Source organism: Methylobacterium sp. WCS2018Hpa-22, from assembly GCF_031843785.1.
Classification (GTDB): domain Bacteria; phylum Pseudomonadota; class Alphaproteobacteria; order Rhizobiales; family Beijerinckiaceae; genus Methylobacterium.
In genome coordinates, this window is the sequence record NZ_JAVTJA010000003.1 from 171,627 (window position 1) to 192,079 (window position 20,453).

The 20,453-nt window shown below is 66.6% G+C and carries 19 protein-coding genes; 9 read left to right on the forward strand and 10 right to left on the reverse strand.

Features of this window, described 5'->3' with window-relative positions:
- Positions 1-9: 9 nt before the first annotated feature.
- From RQI43_RS05295 to RQI43_RS05320, 6 genes are all read right to left on the reverse strand, one after another.
- Positions 10-921: a WecB/TagA/CpsF family glycosyltransferase gene (locus RQI43_RS05295; protein WP_311274463.1), complete on the reverse strand. Its 912-nt coding sequence runs from the start codon at positions 919-921 to the stop codon at positions 10-12.
- On the reverse strand, positions 918-2,951 hold the full coding sequence (locus RQI43_RS05300; RefSeq protein ID WP_311274464.1) for a Wzz/FepE/Etk N-terminal domain-containing protein: 2,034 nt from the start codon (positions 2,949-2,951) through the stop codon (positions 918-920). Before RQI43_RS05300 ends, RQI43_RS05295 begins: the two co-directional genes overlap by 4 nt.
- Positions 2,952-3,314: 363 nt before the next feature.
- Positions 3,315-4,151: a polysaccharide deacetylase family protein gene (locus tag RQI43_RS05305; RefSeq protein WP_311274465.1), complete on the reverse strand. Its 837-nt coding sequence runs from the start codon at positions 4,149-4,151 to the stop codon at positions 3,315-3,317.
- A complete protein-coding gene (locus RQI43_RS05310; protein ID WP_311274466.1) occupies positions 4,148-4,960 on the reverse strand; it encodes a class I SAM-dependent methyltransferase in 813 nt (270 codons plus the stop codon). The genes RQI43_RS05305 and RQI43_RS05310 overlap by 4 nt, the downstream gene beginning before the upstream one ends.
- 257 nt (positions 4,961-5,217) lie before the next feature.
- Entirely contained in the window at positions 5,218-6,198 is a 981-nt protein-coding gene (locus tag RQI43_RS05315) for a DUF6492 family protein (protein ID WP_311274467.1), read from the reverse strand.
- A 100-nt stretch (positions 6,199-6,298) separates the two neighbouring features.
- The gene (locus RQI43_RS05320) at positions 6,299-7,660 is read right to left on the reverse strand and encodes a hypothetical protein (RefSeq protein WP_311274468.1); all 1,362 of its coding nucleotides are present in this window, start codon (positions 7,658-7,660) and stop codon (positions 6,299-6,301) included.
- Positions 7,661-8,028: 368 nt separating this feature from the next.
- Between RQI43_RS05320 and RQI43_RS05325 the strand changes: the two genes are divergently transcribed.
- Genes RQI43_RS05325 through RQI43_RS05335 form a run of 3 tightly spaced genes read left to right on the forward strand, consistent with a single transcriptional unit; the run spans position 8,029 to position 11,418 of the window.
- Entirely contained in the window at positions 8,029-9,105 is a 1,077-nt protein-coding gene (locus RQI43_RS05325; protein ID WP_311274469.1) for an endo-1,4-beta-xylanase, read from the forward strand.
- Positions 9,102-10,067: a glycosyltransferase gene (locus tag RQI43_RS05330; protein ID WP_311274470.1), complete on the forward strand. Its 966-nt coding sequence runs from the start codon at positions 9,102-9,104 to the stop codon at positions 10,065-10,067. Before RQI43_RS05325 ends, RQI43_RS05330 begins: the two co-directional genes overlap by 4 nt.
- A gap of 13 nt (positions 10,068-10,080) precedes the next feature.
- Positions 10,081-11,418: an O-antigen ligase gene (locus RQI43_RS05335; RefSeq protein ID WP_207411329.1), complete on the forward strand. Its 1,338-nt coding sequence runs from the start codon at positions 10,081-10,083 to the stop codon at positions 11,416-11,418.
- Positions 11,419-11,468: 50 nt separating this feature from the next.
- Here RQI43_RS05335 and RQI43_RS05340 read toward each other — a convergent pair whose 3' ends face one another.
- Positions 11,469-11,630, reverse strand: a complete 162-nt coding sequence (locus RQI43_RS05340) for a hypothetical protein (protein WP_207411328.1) — start codon at positions 11,628-11,630, stop codon at positions 11,469-11,471.
- Between the two features lie 43 nt (positions 11,631-11,673).
- Positions 11,674-12,828: a hypothetical protein gene (locus RQI43_RS05345; protein ID WP_311274471.1), complete on the reverse strand. Its 1,155-nt coding sequence runs from the start codon at positions 12,826-12,828 to the stop codon at positions 11,674-11,676.
- 295 nt (positions 12,829-13,123) lie between these two features.
- Between RQI43_RS05345 and RQI43_RS05350 the strand changes: the two genes are divergently transcribed.
- From RQI43_RS05350 to RQI43_RS05360, 3 genes are all read left to right on the forward strand, one after another.
- Positions 13,124-14,056: a hypothetical protein gene (locus RQI43_RS05350; RefSeq protein WP_311274472.1), complete on the forward strand. Its 933-nt coding sequence runs from the start codon at positions 13,124-13,126 to the stop codon at positions 14,054-14,056.
- A gap of 77 nt (positions 14,057-14,133) precedes the next feature.
- Positions 14,134-15,243 (forward strand): GNAT family N-acetyltransferase, encoded by a 1,110-nt coding sequence (locus tag RQI43_RS05355; RefSeq protein WP_311274473.1) that lies wholly within the window; start codon positions 14,134-14,136, stop codon positions 15,241-15,243.
- 117 nt (positions 15,244-15,360) lie between these two features.
- On the forward strand, positions 15,361-16,689 hold the full coding sequence (locus RQI43_RS05360) for an LLM class flavin-dependent oxidoreductase (RefSeq protein ID WP_311274474.1): 1,329 nt from the start codon (positions 15,361-15,363) through the stop codon (positions 16,687-16,689).
- Between the two features lie 42 nt (positions 16,690-16,731).
- On the opposite strand, the gene RQI43_RS05365 is transcribed toward RQI43_RS05360, so the two are convergent.
- On the reverse strand, positions 16,732-17,235 hold the full coding sequence (locus RQI43_RS05365; RefSeq protein WP_056434120.1) for a ferritin-like domain-containing protein: 504 nt from the start codon (positions 17,233-17,235) through the stop codon (positions 16,732-16,734).
- 604 nt (positions 17,236-17,839) lie between these two features.
- Here RQI43_RS05365 and RQI43_RS05370 point away from each other — a divergent pair.
- The 3 genes from RQI43_RS05370 to pqqA all read left to right on the forward strand — a co-directional run bounded on the left by RQI43_RS05370 (position 17,840) and on the right by pqqA (position 19,148).
- Complete coding sequence (locus tag RQI43_RS05370; protein ID WP_244477938.1) at positions 17,840-17,971, forward strand: DUF2735 domain-containing protein; 132 nt, start codon at positions 17,840-17,842, stop codon at positions 17,969-17,971.
- A gap of 84 nt (positions 17,972-18,055) precedes the next feature.
- Entirely contained in the window at positions 18,056-18,871 is an 816-nt protein-coding gene (locus RQI43_RS05375; protein ID WP_311274475.1) for a shikimate 5-dehydrogenase, read from the forward strand.
- A 187-nt stretch (positions 18,872-19,058) separates the two neighbouring features.
- Entirely contained in the window at positions 19,059-19,148 is a 90-nt protein-coding gene (pqqA, locus tag RQI43_RS05380) for a pyrroloquinoline quinone precursor peptide PqqA (protein ID WP_018043773.1), read from the forward strand.
- Between the two features lie 112 nt (positions 19,149-19,260).
- Here the strand turns inward: pqqA and RQI43_RS05385 are convergent, their stop codons facing one another.
- Positions 19,261-20,418, reverse strand: a complete 1,158-nt coding sequence (locus RQI43_RS05385; RefSeq protein WP_311274476.1) for a LuxR C-terminal-related transcriptional regulator — start codon at positions 20,416-20,418, stop codon at positions 19,261-19,263.
- Between the last annotated feature and the right edge of the window lie 35 nt (positions 20,419-20,453).

Sequence of the window (20,453 nt, forward strand, 5' to 3'; positions counted from 1 at the left end):
CGAAGGGGGTCAGGACCCCTTCACCCGTGTCGCGACACGATCGCCGTCATCGGTCGCAGTCCGGACGATCGTCTGGCCGTGATCGACTTGGCCATCACTCGCCCGGCTGTCTCGTGCCTTGTCTCGACGCGTCCGCCAGCGGTCGCCGCTGCGTGTGAGCATGAGGTAGAGCGAGTGCGGATTGGTGAGGAAGTAGCGCCAGAACAGGCGCCGGGGCTCCTGCAGCAGCCGCCAGAGCCATTCGAAACCGATCCGCTGGACCCAGGCCGGCGCCCGGCTGCGGCTTCCGGAGAGAAAGTTGAACAGGCCGCCCGACGTCTTGATGAGGGCGACGTTCCGCAGGAGCGGACCGTGATCGCGCACGAAGGCCTGCTCGCGCGGCACCCCCAGGGCGATCCAGAGAATGTCCGGCGCCAGGGCGTCGATTTCGGCGACCTTTGCGGCCAATGCGTCGCCCACGAGGTAGCCATGGTGGTGACCGACGATGCGCAGCCCTGGATACAGGCGCTGTGTCGTCGCCACCGCCGCGCGGTTCTCGTTCTCGGTGGCGCCATAGAGATAGAAGGTCACGCCTTCCGCCAGGGCCTTGCGGGCGACCTCGTGATAGAGGTCGGTGGTGGCGACCCGTTCGGGCAGGGCCCGGTCCCCGACGAAGCGGGACATGGTCACCATCGGCTGTCCGTCGGCGCTGATGACATCCGCCATGTCCATCAGCCGGGCGAACTCAATGTCGCGTGCGTGCCGTGACATCACCTCGCCATTGGCCGAGGTGAAGTAGAGGGGCGTTCCGGGGCGCGGATGACGGCGCACGGCCTCGGTCATCAGATTCACGGTCTCCCGCATTCCCAGAGCCGCGATCGATACGCCGCCGAGAGAGGTCAGGGGAACCGGTTCGGGCAGAACCGGAGACGGTGTCGTCATCGTGCCCCTCCGATCAGCGCGGCAGCGCCGGACACGCTGAACGATGCGGCAGAGGCACGCTTGACCGATGAACGCTGTCCCGGATCGGGTTTGTCGAAAGGCTTCTTCGGGGCCTGCTCGGGCTCGGGACGGGAGACGGCTCTAGGCACGTGTACCGGCTCCGACGGACGCCTTGGCTCCACTCGGACGGGGGGCTCGATGGCCGGCCTGGTCTCCGGGTCCTTGGCGTTGCCACGGATGAAAGCCATCGCCGACCGCCGCGGATCTGGCAGATCGGGCGCGCGGAAGGCGGGCGGGCTCACCGGGATGCGTCTATCCTTCGGAATACCCGCCGGAACCGGTGCCTCGGCCGAACGGGGCATCTCGACCGGCTTGGATTCGCGGCGCGGCTCGGTTTCGCGGCGCGGCTCGGGCGGCCGGGCGGGAATGGGAGCGGGGGCTGGCCCCGCAACCTGCGCCGGATTGAAGGCTTGGACCGGCTCCGACACGGGAGCCCGCTTGAAAGCCTGGGCCATCTTGGGAGACGGCTCCGGCTCTCGTGCCGGAGTGGCGGCCTTCACCGCCATGGGGGACTCAGCGACCCTGGGCCCACGGACAGGGTCCGACCGGCCGAACCGGGCCCAATCGTCGAGCAGGGCGAGGAGAATGCCGAGGCCGAGCCCCGCCAGGAGTCCCATCGCCATCAGCGTCCGCGCCGGGGGCGGGAAGCTGCGCATGATCGGCTTCGTCGCCGGGGAGACGACCCGGGCATTGCCCATGTCGAGATAGGCCTGCTGGCCGGTCTCGCGCGAGCGGGTGAGGAAGGCTTCGTAGACCGAGCGGCTGGCCTCGGCCTCCCGTTCGAGTTCACGCAGGCGGATCGACGCCTGGGCGAGACCGACCGTTCGGCCCTTGGCCTGATCGAAGTTCTTCTCCAGGGCCGATGCGGTGGCGCGCGCCTTGGCCAGGTCGGTCTGCGCCGCCTGCGCGAAACGGGAGACCTCCTGATCGATGGAGCGGCGTGCCTGGGCGACCTGCTTGACCATGGAGGAGACGGAAGGATGGCGCGGCCCGAGCTCGTTGGTGAGCTCGGCCTGACGCCGGGTGAGGTCCGCGTATTGGCTGCGCAGGGCAGCCACGGTCTGCGAGGAGAGGATATCGTCCGTCGCCCCGGCATCCAGCCCGGCGCGGGCAATGCGCTGGCTCTGTTCGACGCGGGCCTGCGCCTCGACCACCCGAGCGCGGGCGGCGGCGAGTTGCGCGTTGATCTGCGTCAGCTGCTGATCGCTCACGAGGGCGTCGCGGGTGCCGACGAGCCCGGTCTCGGCACGATAGGCCTGAACCCGATTCTCCGCGGCGTTGAGCGCGGTGCGCAATTCGCCGAGCCGCGCCGTGAGTCCGGAATTGGCGCGGTTGGCGGCCTCCGTCCGGGCGGCGGCATCCTCGGCGAGATAGGCGGCCACCACCGCGTTGGCGAGGCGCGCAGCCTTCGCCGCATCCCGCGCCCAGACCGAGACGTCGATCACGTAGGTTCGCCCGGTTCGGCGCACGGAGATGCGCTGCTGCAGGAGCCCGACCGCCGCATTCGCGTCGCCCTCGTCATCCGAAGGCGCATCCTGACTTCCGAACCCCAGGGCAGCGACGACCTTCGAGACCATCCCGCCCGACGCGGCCGTGAATTCGTCGTCCCTGGTGAGGCCGGTGGCATCGACGACCCGGCGCAGCACGCTGCTCGAGGTGATGAGACGGGTCTGGCTCTCCACCACGCTCTGATAGGCGTTGGAATCCTGGCCGCCGGTGGTCAGTTCGCGGGAGACGAGGTTCAGGTCGCGCGGGTCGATATAGATCTGCGCCTCGGCGGTGTAGCGCGGGCTCAGCAGCTTTCCCACGACGAGGCCGATCCCGGCCAGGACGAGCGCGCAGGCGAAGATCCAGACGATGCGTCGGCGCAAGGCCGAGAAGGCACCCCCGACGGAGAGGCGATAGCCGTCGCGTACCGGCTCGGCCGGGCCGGGCCTGCCGGATGCAGGGGGATCGTCGTAGACCAACATCAATCGCCTCCCACCATCACGGAGTTCCGAGAAGACACGAGCCCCGGCGCGCCCCGGGATTGCTGGTGTGACGATCCCGCTTCGGTCCGTTCGTGTCCCGAGCCGGCACAGTCCGTAGAGCGCGCGGCCGAATGCACGAGGGAATAGCAACTGCGAGTCCAAATTAGATTAAATTCTCAGGCGGCCCTCAACGAATGCGCAACAACGCGGAACGATGATGAATCACGTCTTTACACCTCCCGCCGGAATTGGATGGGACGCCTGAAGACACGCCTTCGTCATGGCACCGGACAGGACAAGAAGCCTCGGATGCGGGCGGGCTCACGCGTCGCGTGGGCCGTTCTTCGAGAGCTGCATCGAGGTCTAGCCCGAAAGGCGGGATGCCTCTTCCACGGGGCGCCGTTCCCCAGCGACGCCAAGGGCCCGCGCCATCCCCTCCGCCATCGAGACCACCGGGATGCCGCGCCGGTTCGCGGCCAGGAGAGTGGCCTCGAGCAAGGCGGGGGAGCAGCCGTAGGGGCTTGCCCCCTCGGTCACGTCATGGCCGAAAAAGATCACCCAGCCGTTACGGGCCACCGCCTCGTCCATCAGACGCGCGAGGAGAACGGCGTCGAGGCAGCGGTCGAAGAGCGGGTTGGCGCGCAGGAAATAGTGGTCGATGCGTCCGGCATTCAGGCCCGGCATGATGCTGCGGCCGGATCCATAGGTCCGACTCAGCACGCGCTTTGCGGCCAGTGACGCATAGCCGTAGGGAAAGGCGAAATTCTCCAGCACCAGTCCCGGCACGAGGGAAGCGAGCGCATCCCGGTTACGCTGGAGATCCGCGGCGAATCGCTTTGCGTCGAGGGTGGGCACGAGGCGGTGATCATGGGTATGGCAGCCGATCTCGTGCCCGCGGCGATGGATCTCCGCCAAGGCCTCGACGCCTGCGACCCGCCAATGCTCGGTGGCGGTGCCGAGGAGGGTGCGGGAGACGTAGAACGTGCCTTTCACGCCATGCGCGTCGAGGAGGGCAGCGCCCGTCTCGCAGGCACTGTCCGGCACATCGTCGAACGTGACGCTTACCATCGGGCCAAACAGGCGGGGAAGTAAGGGCGCGGACGGGATATGCCGCGACAGACGATGCGAGAGCCGCGCCCGGAAGGAGAGCTGCGCCTTGAGTTCGGTCACGTCGCGATCGAGGATGGCGTCGGGGGTCATTGCGGTGTCGGATGCCCGGACCGCTTGCGCAGCACCAGGTGATAATCACCGCGCTGCAGGTTGAAGCGCCGCCCCGTCACCCTGTTCACCACATCGGTCACGCCGTCGGTGAAGGCGGCGAGGCGCGGACGGCATATCCGCATCTCCGCATAGCGCGGGCTCTCGTAGATATGTTCGTAGATCGGCTCGAGCCCGAGGCGATCGAGGAACGGCTTCAGCCGGGCCGGCAGGACGAGCGGGTGATAATGGACTGGAAATGGAGGTTCGCCCGGCTCGCCCGCCCGCTCGTGGCCGCGGATATGGCGATAAAACCAGACGTGGAACCAATGCGGCGAATATTTCGTCACGAGGCCGGAGAGCGACCGCGGATGCGGTGCGCCGATCAGCAGGAGACCGCCGGGCTTCAGGCATTCGGCGAAGCGCTCCATCGCCGCGCCGACATCGGGCAGATGCTCGATGACGTTGTAGCTCGTCACGAGGTCGAAGGTCAGGGGCGTGAAACGGTGGGTCTGGACGTCGCCGCAGATCACCGTATCGGCATAGCCGTTGTTGCTCACCTGGGTCGGGTCGATATCGACCACGGTCACGCGGGAGCGGCGCAGCACCGAGACCGGAAGATAGGAGGATGCTCCGCCGCCGGCCTCGTAGACCGAGACCTCGCCCGCCGGAAGCAGTTCCTCGAGAATTTCGTGGACCTTCGCGAGGCTGAACCCGGCCTCGCCCGCCGGCATCTCCGTGTCCTGGTGGAGGTCCTCCCGCCCGACCTGCCCCGCCATGGAGGCGGTGTCGTCCTCTGCCGTGGCCTTCATGCTCCGTCTCTATTCCGTCGTGATGGGGCGAGACGGAAGCGAAGACTTCTGCGAGGGCATGGGAGAGAATCCGCCTTCCGGAAAGTGCGTCGACCGTGCTCTCGCACATGACACGGCAAATCTTACTTTTCCAAGTACCGGGCGCGGGGAAACGTGTTCGCGCGCCTGTCGGTCCCTTTCATCATTCATCACCCGCGAGGGATTTGCCTCGGCGTGCGATATGCCTCAGCAAGTCGAGGCGCAGGCGGAATGAGGCCTCAGGCCGCTTCCGTCCGCAGCTTGGAACGCTCTTCTCCACCCTCGGCACGGAACGCGTCGATACTGGCGCGGATGGTGGAGAGCGGCGTCGATCCGAAGGACTGGATGCAGAAGGCTCGCTCCGTCGGCGTGGCGACGTCCAGCATCGCCAGGATATCGGCCTCGCTCAGGGCGTCGTCGTCCCAATGGGTCCGGCAGAAGCTCTGCGTCGTCACCGCATGCCGCGCCATGACCGAGGGCGTGTTGGTGACGAAGGTGCCGTAGATCATGTATTCTGAAAAGTGGCGGTCCCGGCACAGGGCGGCGACCCAGCCACGGCCGGTCACCGCCTCGATCCGGTCGGTCATCGCCCGTGTCGTTGCCTGGTCCCAGATGATGATCTGGTCGATGTAATCGTCGGCGGGTACGCTTTGCGGCTTGGTGGCGAGAAGCCGGCTCGCGGTGCCGAGCCATTGGATGTGGCGTGGCCGGTTGGCTACGACACCGCCGGGATGGACGTGGAACGGCGTCGGATTGGGCTCGGCCAAGGCGGCGAGGTCGAAGTCCCGGAAGAAGCAGACGTCGGAATCGATCAGGCAGTAGCGTGCCTCCGGCAGCCTGCGCGTGGCCTCGATCTTGACGAACTGCTGGATGTGCCAGCCGCTGACCGGCTTGCCGAACGGCGTGAGCCAGTAGCGGAGCCGGCGCCGACGCAGGAACGGGATCGGCCTGATCCACCAGGGCAGGAACTGCGACTGCGGCAGTATCCGCCGGTCGGGACGGGCAAAGTGCGCAAACAGCGCCACGTCCCTGTCGTCGACGAGGACGTAATGGCAGCCGCGCGACGCCGCGTGCCGATCGATGCTCTCGAACAGCAGGGCGCATCGTTCCAGATCGCCCCGGTGGCTGAGGGTGATCAGGCCCACCGTCTCGGCTCGGTCCTGCTCGGCCCGGCCCTGCTCCGCGGCTGCGAAGGCACGATCTCCGGTCTCGGCCTTCATGCGCACCTCCTCCGATCCGCCGCCCTTCATCGGGGGGACCCTGCGCCGGGAAGGGTGAAGGCTTCCGTCATCGGACCGCGCCTGTCATGCGATGTCGCGATCACGGTGCCGTGTTCCGCCACAAAAGACCGTAGAGGGTAAAGAAGGAGAACGCGTAGATCGCGACATAGATCGCGTTCAGCCACAGGCTCCACTGCGCCGGATCGGGAAGTGCCGTGAGAAGCAGGGCGAAGCCCAGGGCCTTGAGGGCGATGAGGGTCGCGGTGACGCCCGCGCGCAACCCCATCCGACCGAAGGCGAAGAACAACTCGCCATGAAATTCCAGAAGATTGCGCACCGCCGGCACGGCGACGATGACGGCGAGCATGCCGTAGGCCGCCGATACGTTAGGACCGAGAAGGTCGGGGCGGATGTGCAGGACCGCGACCATGAAGACGAGGGCGCCGGTCGAGACGACCGCCACCATCGCTTCCACCTTCAGAGATTCGCGCAGGCTCGCCCGGGTAGCGCGGCCGGCCTGGATGAGCTTACGCGAATACATCATGAACATCGGCCGCAATGGCACACCGGTGAAATCGATGAGCCGCATCGAGATCGCGTAGATACCCGCCATGCGCTCGCCGGCCAGCGTCAGGACGATGAGTTTGTCGATCTCGCCCTGAGCGAGGAACATGAAATAGGAGGCGGCAAAGAGCAGTCCGTCGCGCAGCCGGCCCTTGAGCAGCGCCGCGCGGAACCGCATCCGCGTGCGCGGATGGAAGCGGATGGCGAGGACGACGACCGAGACCGCGTTACCGACGAGATAGTAGATGGCCCAGGTTTCGGCGTTGCCGCCGCCCGCAGCCCAGAACGCCAAGGCGGCGGCGGCGCGGAAGCCGATGGGAAGCGACATCACCGTCGCCGCCGCGGCGTAGCGGCCGAGCCCGTTATTGACCTGGACCAGGAGCTCGATCTGGCGCCAGAGCGCCACCTCGACCACGATGATCGCCAGGTAGCCGGGCAGGGCGATCACGTCCCGGAACAGAAACGCGTAGAGAGCCAGCGAGAGGCCGAACATGATCGGCAGGGCGAGTCCGAAACAGGCATAGTAGACGGCGAGATATCCCCCCATCGACGAACGCCTTCCGGCCGCCGACCGCATCACGAAGGATTGGAAGCCGAACCCCGCCAGACAGCCGATCATCACGCCCGCCGCCGAGACGGAGGCGAAGACCCCCATTTCGGCGAGGCTCAAGGTGTTGGCGAGAACCAGGAAATAGACCATCTGAAGCACGAGGCGCCCACCCGCCCCGGCCAGAAGCTGGCCGTAACCGATCAGCACGGTGCGGTGGGTCGCCCACGCCCCGGCGACGAGACGCATGGGCGTGCGATGCAACTCTCCGATGCGACGTCCCACACCGGGTCGCCCGGCAGGGAGCGCCGGCGCGACGGGCGTCGGATTTCGGGACAGTTGGGCGGTCATGGCCGAGGCTTCCGCAGGGCCCGTGCCATGGCGCGGGAAAGAGAAGGGCAGGCTCCGTCCGGAGCGGTCGGGTCGGAGCGATGTCCTATCCTCGAGAACGGGGCGCCGTCATGCCCTGGTGATCGGCGTATTCCTGCCGAGGGCACAAGTCCTGGTGAACACGACGTCCTGATGGACCCATAGGTCTCGGCTGTCCGATCACGGGTGGCATCCCACAAGGATGGATGCATCGCAGGGTCATCCGTGACGGATACCATTCCCTGTTCGGCTCAGAACCTGTGTACGGACCTGAACTTGCAGAACTCCCCACCATCTCCCGGCGGGATGTGCCGTTTTGGGCGACTTCTCACTCTTCCCAGGATCTCGGCATGAAACAGGGCCCTCCCCATCGCCGGTCCGTCCTCAAGGGAGCGCTGGGCAGCATCCTTGGGCTGGAAGGCGCGCTCGCCCATCGCGCCGCCGTCGCCTCTCCGCGCAAGATCCCATTCGGGGCGGCGGTTCGCGGGGACGCTCTCGCGGCGGATGCGAGCTATCGCGCCGCCCTGGCGGAGAGGTGCCGCTTGCTGGTCCCGGAGGGCAGCCTGAAATGGCCGGTCCTGCGGCCCAACCGGGAAACGTTCGATTTCGGGGATGCCGACACGATCGCCGCCTTCGCCCGTAGCAACGGACTCGGCCTGCGGGGTCACACCCTGGCCTGGTACGGCGGCATGCCCGCCTGGGCGGAGGCGATCACGAGCCCCGTCGAGGCCGAATGGGTTCTGACCAGCCATATCGAAGCGGTGGTCTCCCGCTATCGCGGCTTCATCGGATCCTGGGATGTGGTGAACGAGCCGATGCCCGAAAATCCGGTCTCGCCACGGGACTTGCGCTCCTTCGTTTGGACGAAAACCCTCGGCGCCGAGTACATCCCCATCGCCTTCAAGGCGGCTCATGCCGCCGATCCGGCCGCCCAGCTCGTCCTCAACGAATACGACATCGAATTCGTCGGACCGCGCTTCGCCATGCGCCGAGCCGGCATCCTCGCCATCGCACGCTCCCTCGTCGATCGAGGTATCCCGATTCATGCCATCGGATTGCAGGCCCATCTGTTCGCGGATCGGGAGATCGACCGCGACGGCCTCCAGGCTTTCCTGCGGGAGATCAAGGCGCTGAAGCTCGACGTTCTGGTCACCGAACTCGATGTGATCGACGTGGGACTGCCGACCGACGCCGCCACCCGAGATGCGATGATCGCGCGCAAGGCGGCCGATTTCCTCCACGCGGTGGACGAGGTGACGCCGCCGAGCGCGGTCCTTACCTGGGGTATTACGGATCGTTATACCTGGGTACCGATATACTTCACCCGACCCGACGGCACGGCGAACCGGCCGCTCCCCCTGGATTCCGACCTGAGGCCCAAGCCGCTGATGACCGTGATTGAGCGCTTCACCGGAAGCGCGTCGTGAAAGCGCGCGCCAATCCTTTCGACGCGGTGGTCTGCGTCCCGACCTTCAAACGGCCGGAGCACCTCGTCCAGACCCTCGCCTCCCTGGCGCGCCAGCGGACCGGCCTCCGCTTCGCCGTCGTGGTGGTGGACAACGACAGCGCGTCGCAGGCCGGCTTGGTGGCCGCCGAGGCGGTGTTCGCGAAGGGACCGCTCCAGGGCCAATGCGTGGTCGAGCAGCGCCAGGGCAATTGCTCGGCGATCAATCGGGCCTTCACCACTGCCCTCGCGGCCTATCCCGACACCCGTTATTTCCTGATGATCGACGACGACGAGCTGGCACAGCCCGACTGGCTGGAGCGCATGGTGGCCACGGCGCAGCGCACGGGGGTCGGCATCGTCGGCGGCCCGGTGATCCCGCGCTTCGAACCGGGAACACGGCCCGGCCTCGACAACCACCCCGCCTTCGCCCCCGCCTATGACAAAAGCGGGCCGGTTCCGGTGATCTACGGCAGCGGCAATTGCCTGATTACGCGGCGCACCTTCGCGCTGATGGGAGCTCCACCCTTCGACACGAGCTACAATTTCCTCGGCGGCGGCGACACCGACTTCTTCACCCGTGCCCGCCGCTCCGGTGTGACCTTCTACTGGGAGGCGGATGCGGTCATCACCGAGACGGTGCCTCTCGCCCGCACGCGGACGGGATGGCTCGCCGCACGCGGCCTGCGGATCGGGGCCGTCAATTACCGGATCGAGCGCAAGCATGCGCAGGGCAGTCTTGGTCTCGTGACCCTGGCCGGCAAATCCTTCGCCATCCTCGGGGTCTCGTTCGGACGCGCCATCCTCAATCTGGTCCGGACACGGGAACCCACCATCGCCCTGCACCCGATCCTCGTGGCCCTCGGGCGCTGCTTCGCGGCCCTGGGCATCGAACCGCAGCCCTACCGCGCCAGCACCCCGCGCCTGCGGACTCGCGGGAGATGAAGGAGGCGCGTCGATGAAGACGGGGGCGATCGGAGTGCCGGCATCGGAGGCAGCGCCCGGGGGATGGCGCCGCCTGCAGGCGGTACTCGCTGACACGCCCGCCATCCTCATCGCGCGGAAGGTCGTCTTCCTCGCTGTCCTGCTCCTCAGCTGGATCTCTCTCAAACCGTTCCAGGATCTCAGCAATCCGGACGTTCTGGAACTCGCCACGGGGCGGGAGGGGCTCACCTATGCGAGCTTCGGCCTTTTCGCGCTGCTGTGCCTCGCCCTGACTCTCCCGGCTCACGCCAAAGCCTTGCGCGGCTTCGCCTCGCCCTGGTTCCTGGCGCTCGGAGCTTGGCTCGCCGTCAATGTCGTTCTGTCACAGGATCCCATGACGTCGGTCAAGCGCCTGACCCTGGCGGGCTCCGTGATGCTGGCGGCCGCCTGCCTGCCCTTGCTGGCGCGGTCGCGGAACGATCTGCGCAACCTCCTCGCCATCGCCTCCCTGCTGCTGCTGGGCGCCTGCTATCTCGGCATGCTGCTCGCGCCGGACCTTGCCATCCATCAGGCGAAGGACGTGGGCGAGCCCATGCTCGCGGGCAATTGGCGCGGCGTGTTCGGCCATAAGAACAGTGCGGCGGCGGTCATGGCCATGCTGGTCTTCATCGGCATCGCCGTGGCGCGTTCGGGGCTCGTGACGGTGGGCCTCGTCATCGTCGCCCTGTCGGGGCTGTTCCTCCTCGGCTCGGAAGGCAAGAGCGCGACGGCGCTCCTGGTGGCTTCGCTGGCGATCACGGGCCTGTTCGGCGTCATCCGTTCGCTCGCGGGCCGAATCCTCCTCACGCTGGTTCCGCTCTTCACGATCAACCTATTCAGCGTCGGCACGGTGGTGAGCGAGCCCCTGGCCGCCATCGTGCGGGCTCTGCCCGTGGATTCCACCTTCACCGGCCGGACCGATGTGTGGCAGTTCGCCATCGAGGCCCTCACGGCACGTCCGCTCACCGGCTACGGCTTCTCGGCATTCTGGAACAACGTCACCGTGCGCGCCGCGTCCGATGACGGGTCGAGCTGGGCCGGATACGCCTCGCACAGCCACAACAGCTACCTCGACACCGCCGTCACCCTTGGCCTGCCCGGGCTGGTCCTGGTACTCGCGATCTTCGTCGCCGCCCCCCTGCGGGACGTGATGAGGATCGAGGCGAACGGCCGGGCCGACCCGCTGGTGACGATGTTCGTGCAGGTCTGGCTCTTCGGCCTGCTGCTCTCCTGCATGGAGAGCTTCTTCTTCGATGGAGGAGACCCGGTCTGGGTCACCTTCCTGATCTCCGTCTTCGGTCTGCGCTACCTCGCCCGTTTCCGCAGCGCGTGAAACGCCCGGGGGCGTCTCATCCCGAAAGTGGGACGCCCTGTCCGGCAGTCTCAGAACTCGATGATGCCGACGGCCCAGCCGCCGAGAGTCATCAGCGCGCCGAACCAGAGCAGGGTCGCGACGCAGCCGACGACCAGCCCTCCGACCGCCCAATGCGCGGACCAGCCGGTCTTGTTCTCATACGGCACGGTGCCTGGATCAGATTGGGTCATGGCATGCCTCTTCAGCCCGTCGATCCCAGGGAGAGGGCAAAGTTCACACCTCCCAAGATTCACACCTCCCAAGCTTGGTCGCGCCTCGGCCGAGGGCGTCCCTCAGGCTGCCGGCGGCATCGGCGAACCAGACTTGGCGATCGATGGCGGGGGGCAGCGTCGGCCGTGTCGACGCTGCAAGGGCGAGGTCGACATAGGCCTCGGGTCCGGCTCCGCCCGGGGCGAGGACGATGGCCCCACCGGACAGGAGCGCCTGGAAGCGCGGATGGTGATCGAATTCGTCCGCGCGCACCGGCTCGGTAACGATGACCGGCCGGCCGGCCTGGACGCAGGCCAGGATGCTGGCGCGGCGCGCGGTGAGCCCCTCGGGGAGGACGTAGACGAAGGCGTCCACTTCGTGGAACAGGCCGAACAGCTCCTCCGGCGAGGCGACATAGCCGGAGACCACCACCGTCTCGGAGAGGTCGAGCGCCGCGACCTTGGCCCGGAATATCTCTTCGATCCCGTCGGAGGCGCGGATGAACGAACCGATGAAGACGACGAGCGGGTCGGCGCCGCGCGCCTTCAGGGTGGCGGCAATGTCGAGGATCGCCTCCGGCTGCTTGCCCGGATAGATCGAGCCGAAATGACCGACCACCAGACGCCCTCCCTCCCGGGCGGCGCGCATCCGCGCGGACAGGGCGCTCGGCACGGTGGTTTCGGGCCGCGTGATGTTCGGGGGCAGGGGCATCATCACCGCCCGCCGCGCGAGACGGCCGATCACAGGATCGGCGGCGAGCTCGTCCCGGACCTGGGGCGACAGGAGGACGATCGTGTCCGCGAAGAGGAGAAGCGGCCGGAGGACGAGCCGGCGCAGGCGGTGCATGCTACCCCATTCATGCAGGATCGCGACCCGTCGCCGACGCCGCAGGAACGCGATGGCGAAGGCCGAAGGGGGGCCGATCAGCGCCCGCTTCCAGGGCACCAGCGGCAGATTGGCGATGACGGCGCGGGCATTCCCCACGGCGCGCCAGATTTCGCCGAGCGGCACGCGGCCCGGCTCCAAGGGGAGGGTCTCCTGTGGCTGACCCTGACGCCTGAGGGCCTCGATCAACTGTCCGGCGAAATCGCCGACCCCGCAGGGCGGATGCCCCGTACCGACGAGATGCAGCCAGGGGGAGGGCGCCTTCGTCTCTCCCGGTCCAGGGCGTTGCGTCATGCGGTGAGGTTCCGGAGAAGGACGTGACCGGCCTGTCCTAGCAGGCCGTCGCTTGCGAAAGACTTTCGGCCGAGCAGTTTGAAACGTTCGATCCACCCGCCGACGGCCCTTCTACGAAGAGCATGACACCGTATTCACGCGGCCCACGCAGGAATCTTTTTCCGTCGGCACCGAGAATGCAAAGATTTCATCAACGTCGGATATGATGTCCGGAAATGGATCGGCCCTGTCCCGCAGGGGGACCGACCCACCTCATCTGAAGAACAGCGGGACACGATACGGATTGACCGTAGCCATGAACGACCCGATCTTCACCTCCTGGGACGAGCCCCACAGCGCCCTTTGGGGGCATCAGCCGCTGCGGCTCGAGCATCGGCTGCACCAGTCTCCCCTGTTCTCGCGGGAGGCCTTGGCCGATCTGATCGACACCTATCCAAGCGGCCAGTACAGCCTCGTCCATATGGGAGCCGCCGGACAGCGCAAGTTCTGGCGTGAGGGCGAGACCGGGGGACTTCCCGGCGCGCAGGTGATCGAGTCCATCGCCCAGGGGCGGATGTGGCTCAACCTGCGCAATGTCGAGACCGTGGACCGGCGCTACCGCGACACGCTCGACGCCATGTTCGAGGAGTTGGCCCAGCGAGTATCCGGCTTCTCTCCGGCGAAATCCACCTGCGGCATCCTGATCTCGTCGCCCAACGCCCAGGTCTATTATCATGCCGACCTGCCGGGGCAGCACCTGTGGCAGATCATCGGCGCCAAGCGAGTCTACGTCTATCCCTCGACCCCGCCCTTCGTGACGCCGAAGCATCTTGAGGACATCGCCCTCTTCGATGTGGAGGTCGATATGCCCTATGCGCCCTGGTACGATTCTCATGCCCAGGTGATGGAGCTGTCGCCCGGCCAGATGCTGAGCTGGCCGCTCAATGCCCCGCACCGGGTCGAGAATCTCGACTGCCTCAACGTGTCGATGACGGTCTCCTTCGTGGACGAGCCGATCCGCCGCAAGCAGATCGTCAACCTCGCCAACGGCATGCTGCGCCATCGCTTCGGCCGCGAGCCGGCGAGCCACGCCATCACCGGGCCGGGCTACTGGTCCAAGGCGGTGATGCAGAAGCTGCTGCGCAACAGTGATTGGGTGAAGAAGGAGCGCGCGGCCCGCCGTGCCGTCGATTTCCGCCTCGATGCGGCCCGACCGGGCCAGATCCTCGAACTCTCCGCTCCGGCGTGAGCGGGACGGCGCTGCCGGCCCATCGCCGGAGCATCGCGCCATCGGGAACCGGCGCCTCCGGAGCGCGGAGCTATGATGTGGCGATCGCATCCGACTGGACGGAGTGCGTGTCTGGATGGACGGGTGCGCCAACGCCGTTTCAGGATCCGGTCTGGATCGAGACCTGGTATGAATCGCTCCAAGCCCGCGCGGGGCTGACGCCCCTCCTGGTGACGGCGCGGGACAGGGCGACGGGCGCGCTCGCGCTGCATCTTCCCCTCGTGATCGACGAGACGGGGCCCCGCCGCATCATCGCCTTCGCCGATCTCGGCCTCACCGATTACAACGCGCCGCTCCTCGGCCCAGCGGCTCCGAGGGACCATGCCGGCGCCCTGGAGCTATGGCAGGCGATCCGCTCTGCGCTGCCCCGCGCCGACCTTCTCTCCCTCCGCAAGATGCCGGCGACCTTCGCCGACGGGCCCAATCCGCTGTCCCTCCTCAGGGGTGTGTTCCCGTGCCCGCTCAACGGCAACGAGGTCAGGACGGGCGAGGATTGGGAGGCCTATCATCGCAGCCTCGCCAAGACCGTACGCAAGGAGCTGGAGCGAAGCTGGAGGGTGTTTTCCCGCGAGCCCGAGACGGCCTTCCGCATCGTCACCGACCAGGGCGAGGCCCAGCGGGTTCTCGAGGTGATGGCGCGCCAGCAGGAGGCGCGCATGCGCAGCATCGGCGCCGATTACCGCCTCGACGAGGCCGAGTTCGACGCCTTCTACCGTCGCCTCGTCGGACGGGGCCTCGGCTACGGCTACGCCGTCGTCAGCGCCTTGACATCGGGCGACGAGGTCGTCGCGGCGTTGCTCGGCATCCGCAATGCCGACACCTACGTCATGATCCGCATCAGCAATGCCGGGGGGGAATGGTCCCATTGCTCGCCCGGGCGCCTCGTCATCGACAAGACCATGGAAGCGCTCCATCAAGAGGGTTGCCGCTCGTTCGACTTCAGCATCGGCGATTACGATTACAAGCGCCGTTTCAACGTCGAGCCCCTGCCGCTGGTCGATTTCACCGTTTCCCTCGGCTGGCGTGGCCTGAAGAGCGCGGCGCGGGCACGGCTGGTCTCGACCCTCCGCCGCTATCCCGCCCTCGACCGGCGGATGCGGGACGTCGCCCGCCGGGCCGCCATCCTGTGGCGGGAACGACGCCCGTGACGGCGAACCGGCGCTGAGATTTTCCCGGCCATTTCCCTCGAAATCCGGGAGCCTTTTCTCTCTCCGCTGCTCTATTCCGAAGTCGTGCTTTCACGCACCGGACGGAGATAGCCTCGGATGACCCAGCCTCGTCGCCTCCATCTCGGCGCCTTCATGCGGCCGATCGGCATCCACACCGCCTGGTGGCGCTATCCCGGTGGATATCCGGACGCGAATTTCAGCTTTCCCCATCTCAAGCGCTTCGCCCAGCGCCTGGAGGCAGCCAAGTTCGATGCGTTCTTCATGGCCGACCATCTGGCGGTGATGAACATGCCCATGGCCGCGCTGAAGCGCAGCGCCACCGTGACGTCCTTCGACCCGATGACCCTGCTGCCGGCGCTCGCTGCCGTCACCGAGCGGATCGGGCTCATCGCCACGGCCTCCACGACCTATAACGAGCCGTACCATGTGGCCCGGAAGTTCGCCTCCCTCGACCATATCTCGAATGGCCGCGCCGGCTGGAACCTCGTCACCTCCGGCAACCCGGACGAGGCCCTGAATTTCGGCCGGGACGCCCATCTCGACCACGCGGTCCGGTATGCCCGCGCGCGGGAATTCTTCGATGTGGTCACCGGCCTGTGGGATTCCTGGGCCGACGACGCCTTCATCCGCGACGTGGAGGAGGGGGTCTATTTCGATCCCGACAAGCTCCATGTCCTCGACCATGCCGGCGAGTTCCTGAAAGTGAAGGGGCCGCTCAACATCGCCCGCCCCGTCCAGGGCTGGCCGGTGATCGTGCAAGCGGGGGCATCGGAAGCCGGCCGCCAGATCGCCGCCGAGACCGCCGAAATGGTGTTCGGCGCCGGTTCGAAACTCGCCGCCGCCCAGGAATTCTACGCCGACGTGAAAGGCAGGATGCCCGCCGCCGGCCGCGATCCCGACCATCTCAAGATCCTGCCCGGCGCCTTCATCGTCCTCGGCGAGACGCGCGACGAAGCCGAGGCCAAGAAGGCCCAGCTCGATGCGCTCGTGCCCACGGACAGCGGCATCGCCAACCTCTCGGTGCGCCTCGGCGTCGATGCTTCGGAGTTCGACCTCGACGCGCCCCTGCCCGATCTCCCGGAGACCAATGCCAGCAAGAGCGCCCAAGCCCAGATCGTCGGCTATGCCCGGAAGACCGGGGCCACGGTGCGCGAACTCGCCCAGCGTGTCGGCGGCTATGGCGGGCTCACCATGGTGGGGACGCCGGCCGAGGTGGCCGACCAGATGGAGGAATGGCTCGTGACGCGGGCCTGCGACGGGTTCAACGTCATGTTCCCCTTCGTGCCGGAAGGCCTTGACGACGTGGTCGATACCCTGGTGCCCGAACTCCAGCGCCGGGGCCTGTTCCGCACCGAATACGAAGGCACGACCCTGCGCGACCATCTCGGCCTGCCGCGCCCAGCCAACCAATTCTTCCCAACCTGACGGACGGGCCGCCCTCCGACCGGGGAGGGCGGCGTTCTCGGGTCAGGCGGCGCGGCGGTTGACCTGGCTCTCGGCCATCCGCGTCAGGCGTTCGTCGGTGGCGCGCTCCTCGTTCAGGGTCTGCTGCAGCACGCTGGCGCAATCGTCCCGGCCGAGCTGCTTGGCCCAGGCGACGAGGGTGCCGTAGCGCGTGATCTCGTAATGCTCCACCGCCTGTGCGGAGGCGATGAGGGCGGCATCGAGGACCTGCTTGTCGCCGATCTCTCCGGAGACCTCGTTGGTCTCCTTGATAATCCCGTCGATGGCCGGGCAAGTCACTGCCTTCGGCGTATGACCATGCATCTGAAACACCTGCTCCAGCCGCTTGATCTGACCCTCAGTTTCCGAAAGGTGCTTCTCGAACCCACTCTTGAGTTCGGGATCGGTCGCCTTGGCGATCATCTTCGGCAGCGCCTTGGTGATCTGGTTCTCGGCGTAATAAATGTCCTGCAGGGTATGGACGAACAGATCGTCGAGAGTCTGGATGTCCTTGCTGAAAAGACCCATGGCTCGTTCCTCCTTGTTTGAATGACGTCGTGACAGGCCAAACGGGATCGATCCGGCGGACACAATATGGACCGGATCGTTCTCCCGCATCCATGCGCACACGGCAAAGCTTGACCCAAGTTAAGCGATGATATCGGCGTGCGCTTGCTAGGCTTGATCAAGATATTTACGCCGTCATGGTTCCGAACGACCTGATGCGCGGGAGGTCTGGATTTGATCCGCCCTCACATGGGAGCAAGACGATACGCTCGGCTGCTCGAGGGCAGCGCGCCGATGACGAAGCACAATCGCCACAAAGCCGTCCGTCATCGGCATGAGCAGGAGCGAAAGAGGAGTCCGGCGGCGGCAGCGCACCATACATTCACGCATGAAACAAATTCAGGCATGCTCGAATTACCGGCATAGCGTGCCTTTCTCACGTTTAGCCAGTGCAAATATCAGATACCGCTCATATCATAACGAGACGTCGGGGGCATGAAGGCCCAGCAGCTTTTGGAGACGTTGGATCATGACTTTGAGCTCACCTCGGAATTCAGCCGAAATCTTTGCTTTCGTGCCCAGGAAGGTTGCAGCATCGGCGCGTGCCCATTCGACAGGCACACGCATGGGCAGCAACGCCGTGGTGGACCTCGCTTCACGCATCTCGCGCCCCATGGAACTGCCGAGGATGGATTTCTGCGACGGCTGGTACCACGCCGAGGCGATCCTGGACGACGGGCGCAACCGCAAGGCCTGACGGGCGCGACGTATCGCGGGACGTGATATCGCTCCGGTGCCGGAGTGCGGGGCATGCCGCGTCTCCGAGCGACCGGAGACCGCGATGAAGCCCCCGATCGGACGCGAGACCACGCTCTGCATGTCCCTGTCGGGACGGCCGGGTCATTTCGGGTCGCGTTTCCACAACCGGCTCTACGAGCTCATGGGGCTCGACTACGTCTACAAGGCCTTCACCACGACCGACCTGCCGGCTGCGATCGGCGGCATACGGGCTCTGGGCATTCGTGGCTGCGCCGTCTCGATGCCGTTCAAGGAGACCGTGATCCCGCTTCTCGATCGCCTCGAAGCTTCGGCCGCGGCCATCGACAGCGTCAACACGGTGGTGAACGAGGCCGGCTGCCTCACCGGCTACAATACCGATTACATCGCGGTCCGCCTGCTCATCGAGAAGCACGGCATCGATCCGCAGACACCGTTCCTCCTGCGCGGGTCCGGCGGGATGGCCAAGGCCGTCGTCTCAGCCCTGCGCGATGCGGGCTTCGTGGATGGTACGGTCGTCGCCCGTAATGAACCGGCCGGGCGCGCCCTGGCGGAAAGCCATGGCTATGGCTGGCGCCCCGAGATCGGCGAGGCGCAGGCCCCGCTCCTCATCAACGTCACACCCCTCGGTATGGAAGGGCCGGAGGCCGAAACCCTCGCCTTTCCGCCCCCTCAGATCGCTGCCTGCATCGTCGCCTTCGACGTGGTGGCGCTGCCTTCGGCGACGCCCTTCCTACGGGCGGCCGAAAGCATGGGAAAGCGCGTCATCACCGGCCACGACGTGGTGGTACTGCAGGCTCTCGAGCAGTTCGTTCTCTATACGGGCCGAACTCCCGACGAGAATCAGGTGAAAGAGGCCGCGGCCTTCGCCCGGACATGACGGAAGCGGTCCGTCCGCATGCGGCTTCCCCCTCTTTTCCATGAGAGAAAACTAAGGGAATCCTGCAGAATATTTCCGTCTTTCTGCTTGCTATGGGGCAGGGCGGACAATAGGTATTGCTCAAGCGCGGTCGTGCCGCGCATCTGAGATGTCTTCTAAAGAAGACTTGCAACGCAGGAGAAATATCATGGCTTGGACTGCCCCCGTCGTTCAGGAAGTGTGTGTCGGCATGGAAGTCACCAGCTACGAGTCGGCTGAGATCGACACCTTCAACTAAGTCGGCCGGAAGCGTCTACGCTTCCCACCGATAGAGCGAGACCAAGGTCTCCGCGAGAAGCCGCCTTCGGGCGGCTTTTTGCGTTCATGATACTGGGTGACGCCTGCACCGTTCAGGGTTTGGTATCGGCTTCGCGCTCGCGCCGTCGGCTCAGGATGGCATCGAGGCGCGCGACGATGATGGCGAGTTCGCTCTGACGCCTGACGCCGAGCTTGCCGAAGATCGCTTTCAGGTGAACCCGCACCGTGCCCTCCCGGACCGCGAGCAATTCCGCCGCCTCCCGGGGCGAGCTTCCCCGGCCGATCTCCATCGCCACAAGAGCCTGCATCCGCGTCAGGCCCAGTTGCTCGAGCTGCGGGGCGACGGAAACCAACACTGGCGGCGTGACGGGATGGAGCAGGAGCAGGACCCCGCCCTTGGCCGAGCTGATCAATTCGAGACCGGGTTCACCGGTGCGCAGGGGCATCGCCTCCGCCAGCAGCCAGGGGGACCCGTCCGACGAACGCAGGATGATGGGCTCGGCGGCGCAGAACCTGCCCTCGGCCAGGGCGGAGGCGACGAGACGGTCGAGTCGCGGGCCATCGGCCGCCACAACGGTCCTCACGGGCTGGCCCAGGGCGATCTTCAGGCAACCGGCAACCATCCTCTCGGAGCCGGGATTGACGAACCGCACGGCGCCACCCCGATCGAGCAGGACGACGCCGATCTCCGCCCGCGCCAGGGCCGAGCCGAGATCGGCCGCCTGCCGGTGGGCGACGCCGAGCCGCGCCGTGAGGTCGAAGGCCCGCGCGACATGCGGCCCCAACAGCGTGAGCAGGCCGATCTCCCCGGCTTCGAAGTAGCCTTTGCCGGCCTCGCGCAGGGCGCTCACCGTCATCAGTCCGCCGCCGGGATCGGGGGCGAAGAAGGCCACGAGTTCGTCGAGCCCGTGCTTGGCGCAGAAATCCTGAAAGAAGGGATCCTTGCGCTTGTCCTCCGGCGTGAACAGCATCGCATCCGCCACCACGAGGCCGGGCCGCATCCCGAGCCCCCGCGCGCGGGCTATACGGCTGTCATGCTCCCACCACCCGCCGCTATACGCGTCGTGCACCTCCCGCAGGCTGTCCGAATGGAGTGTGTCCGCCGTCCGGCGAGGATCGTAGGAGACGATCACCGTCCCCCGCGCTCCGAGACAGGCGCTTACCTGCTCGAGAACTCCCGGCCAAAGCGAGGCATCGAGGGCGGCCGCGTAGCAGGCATCGACGAGACGCAGCGGGTCAGGATTGGTCATGGCGATCCGACGAACCCGAGCGGGCGGCGCTTTTC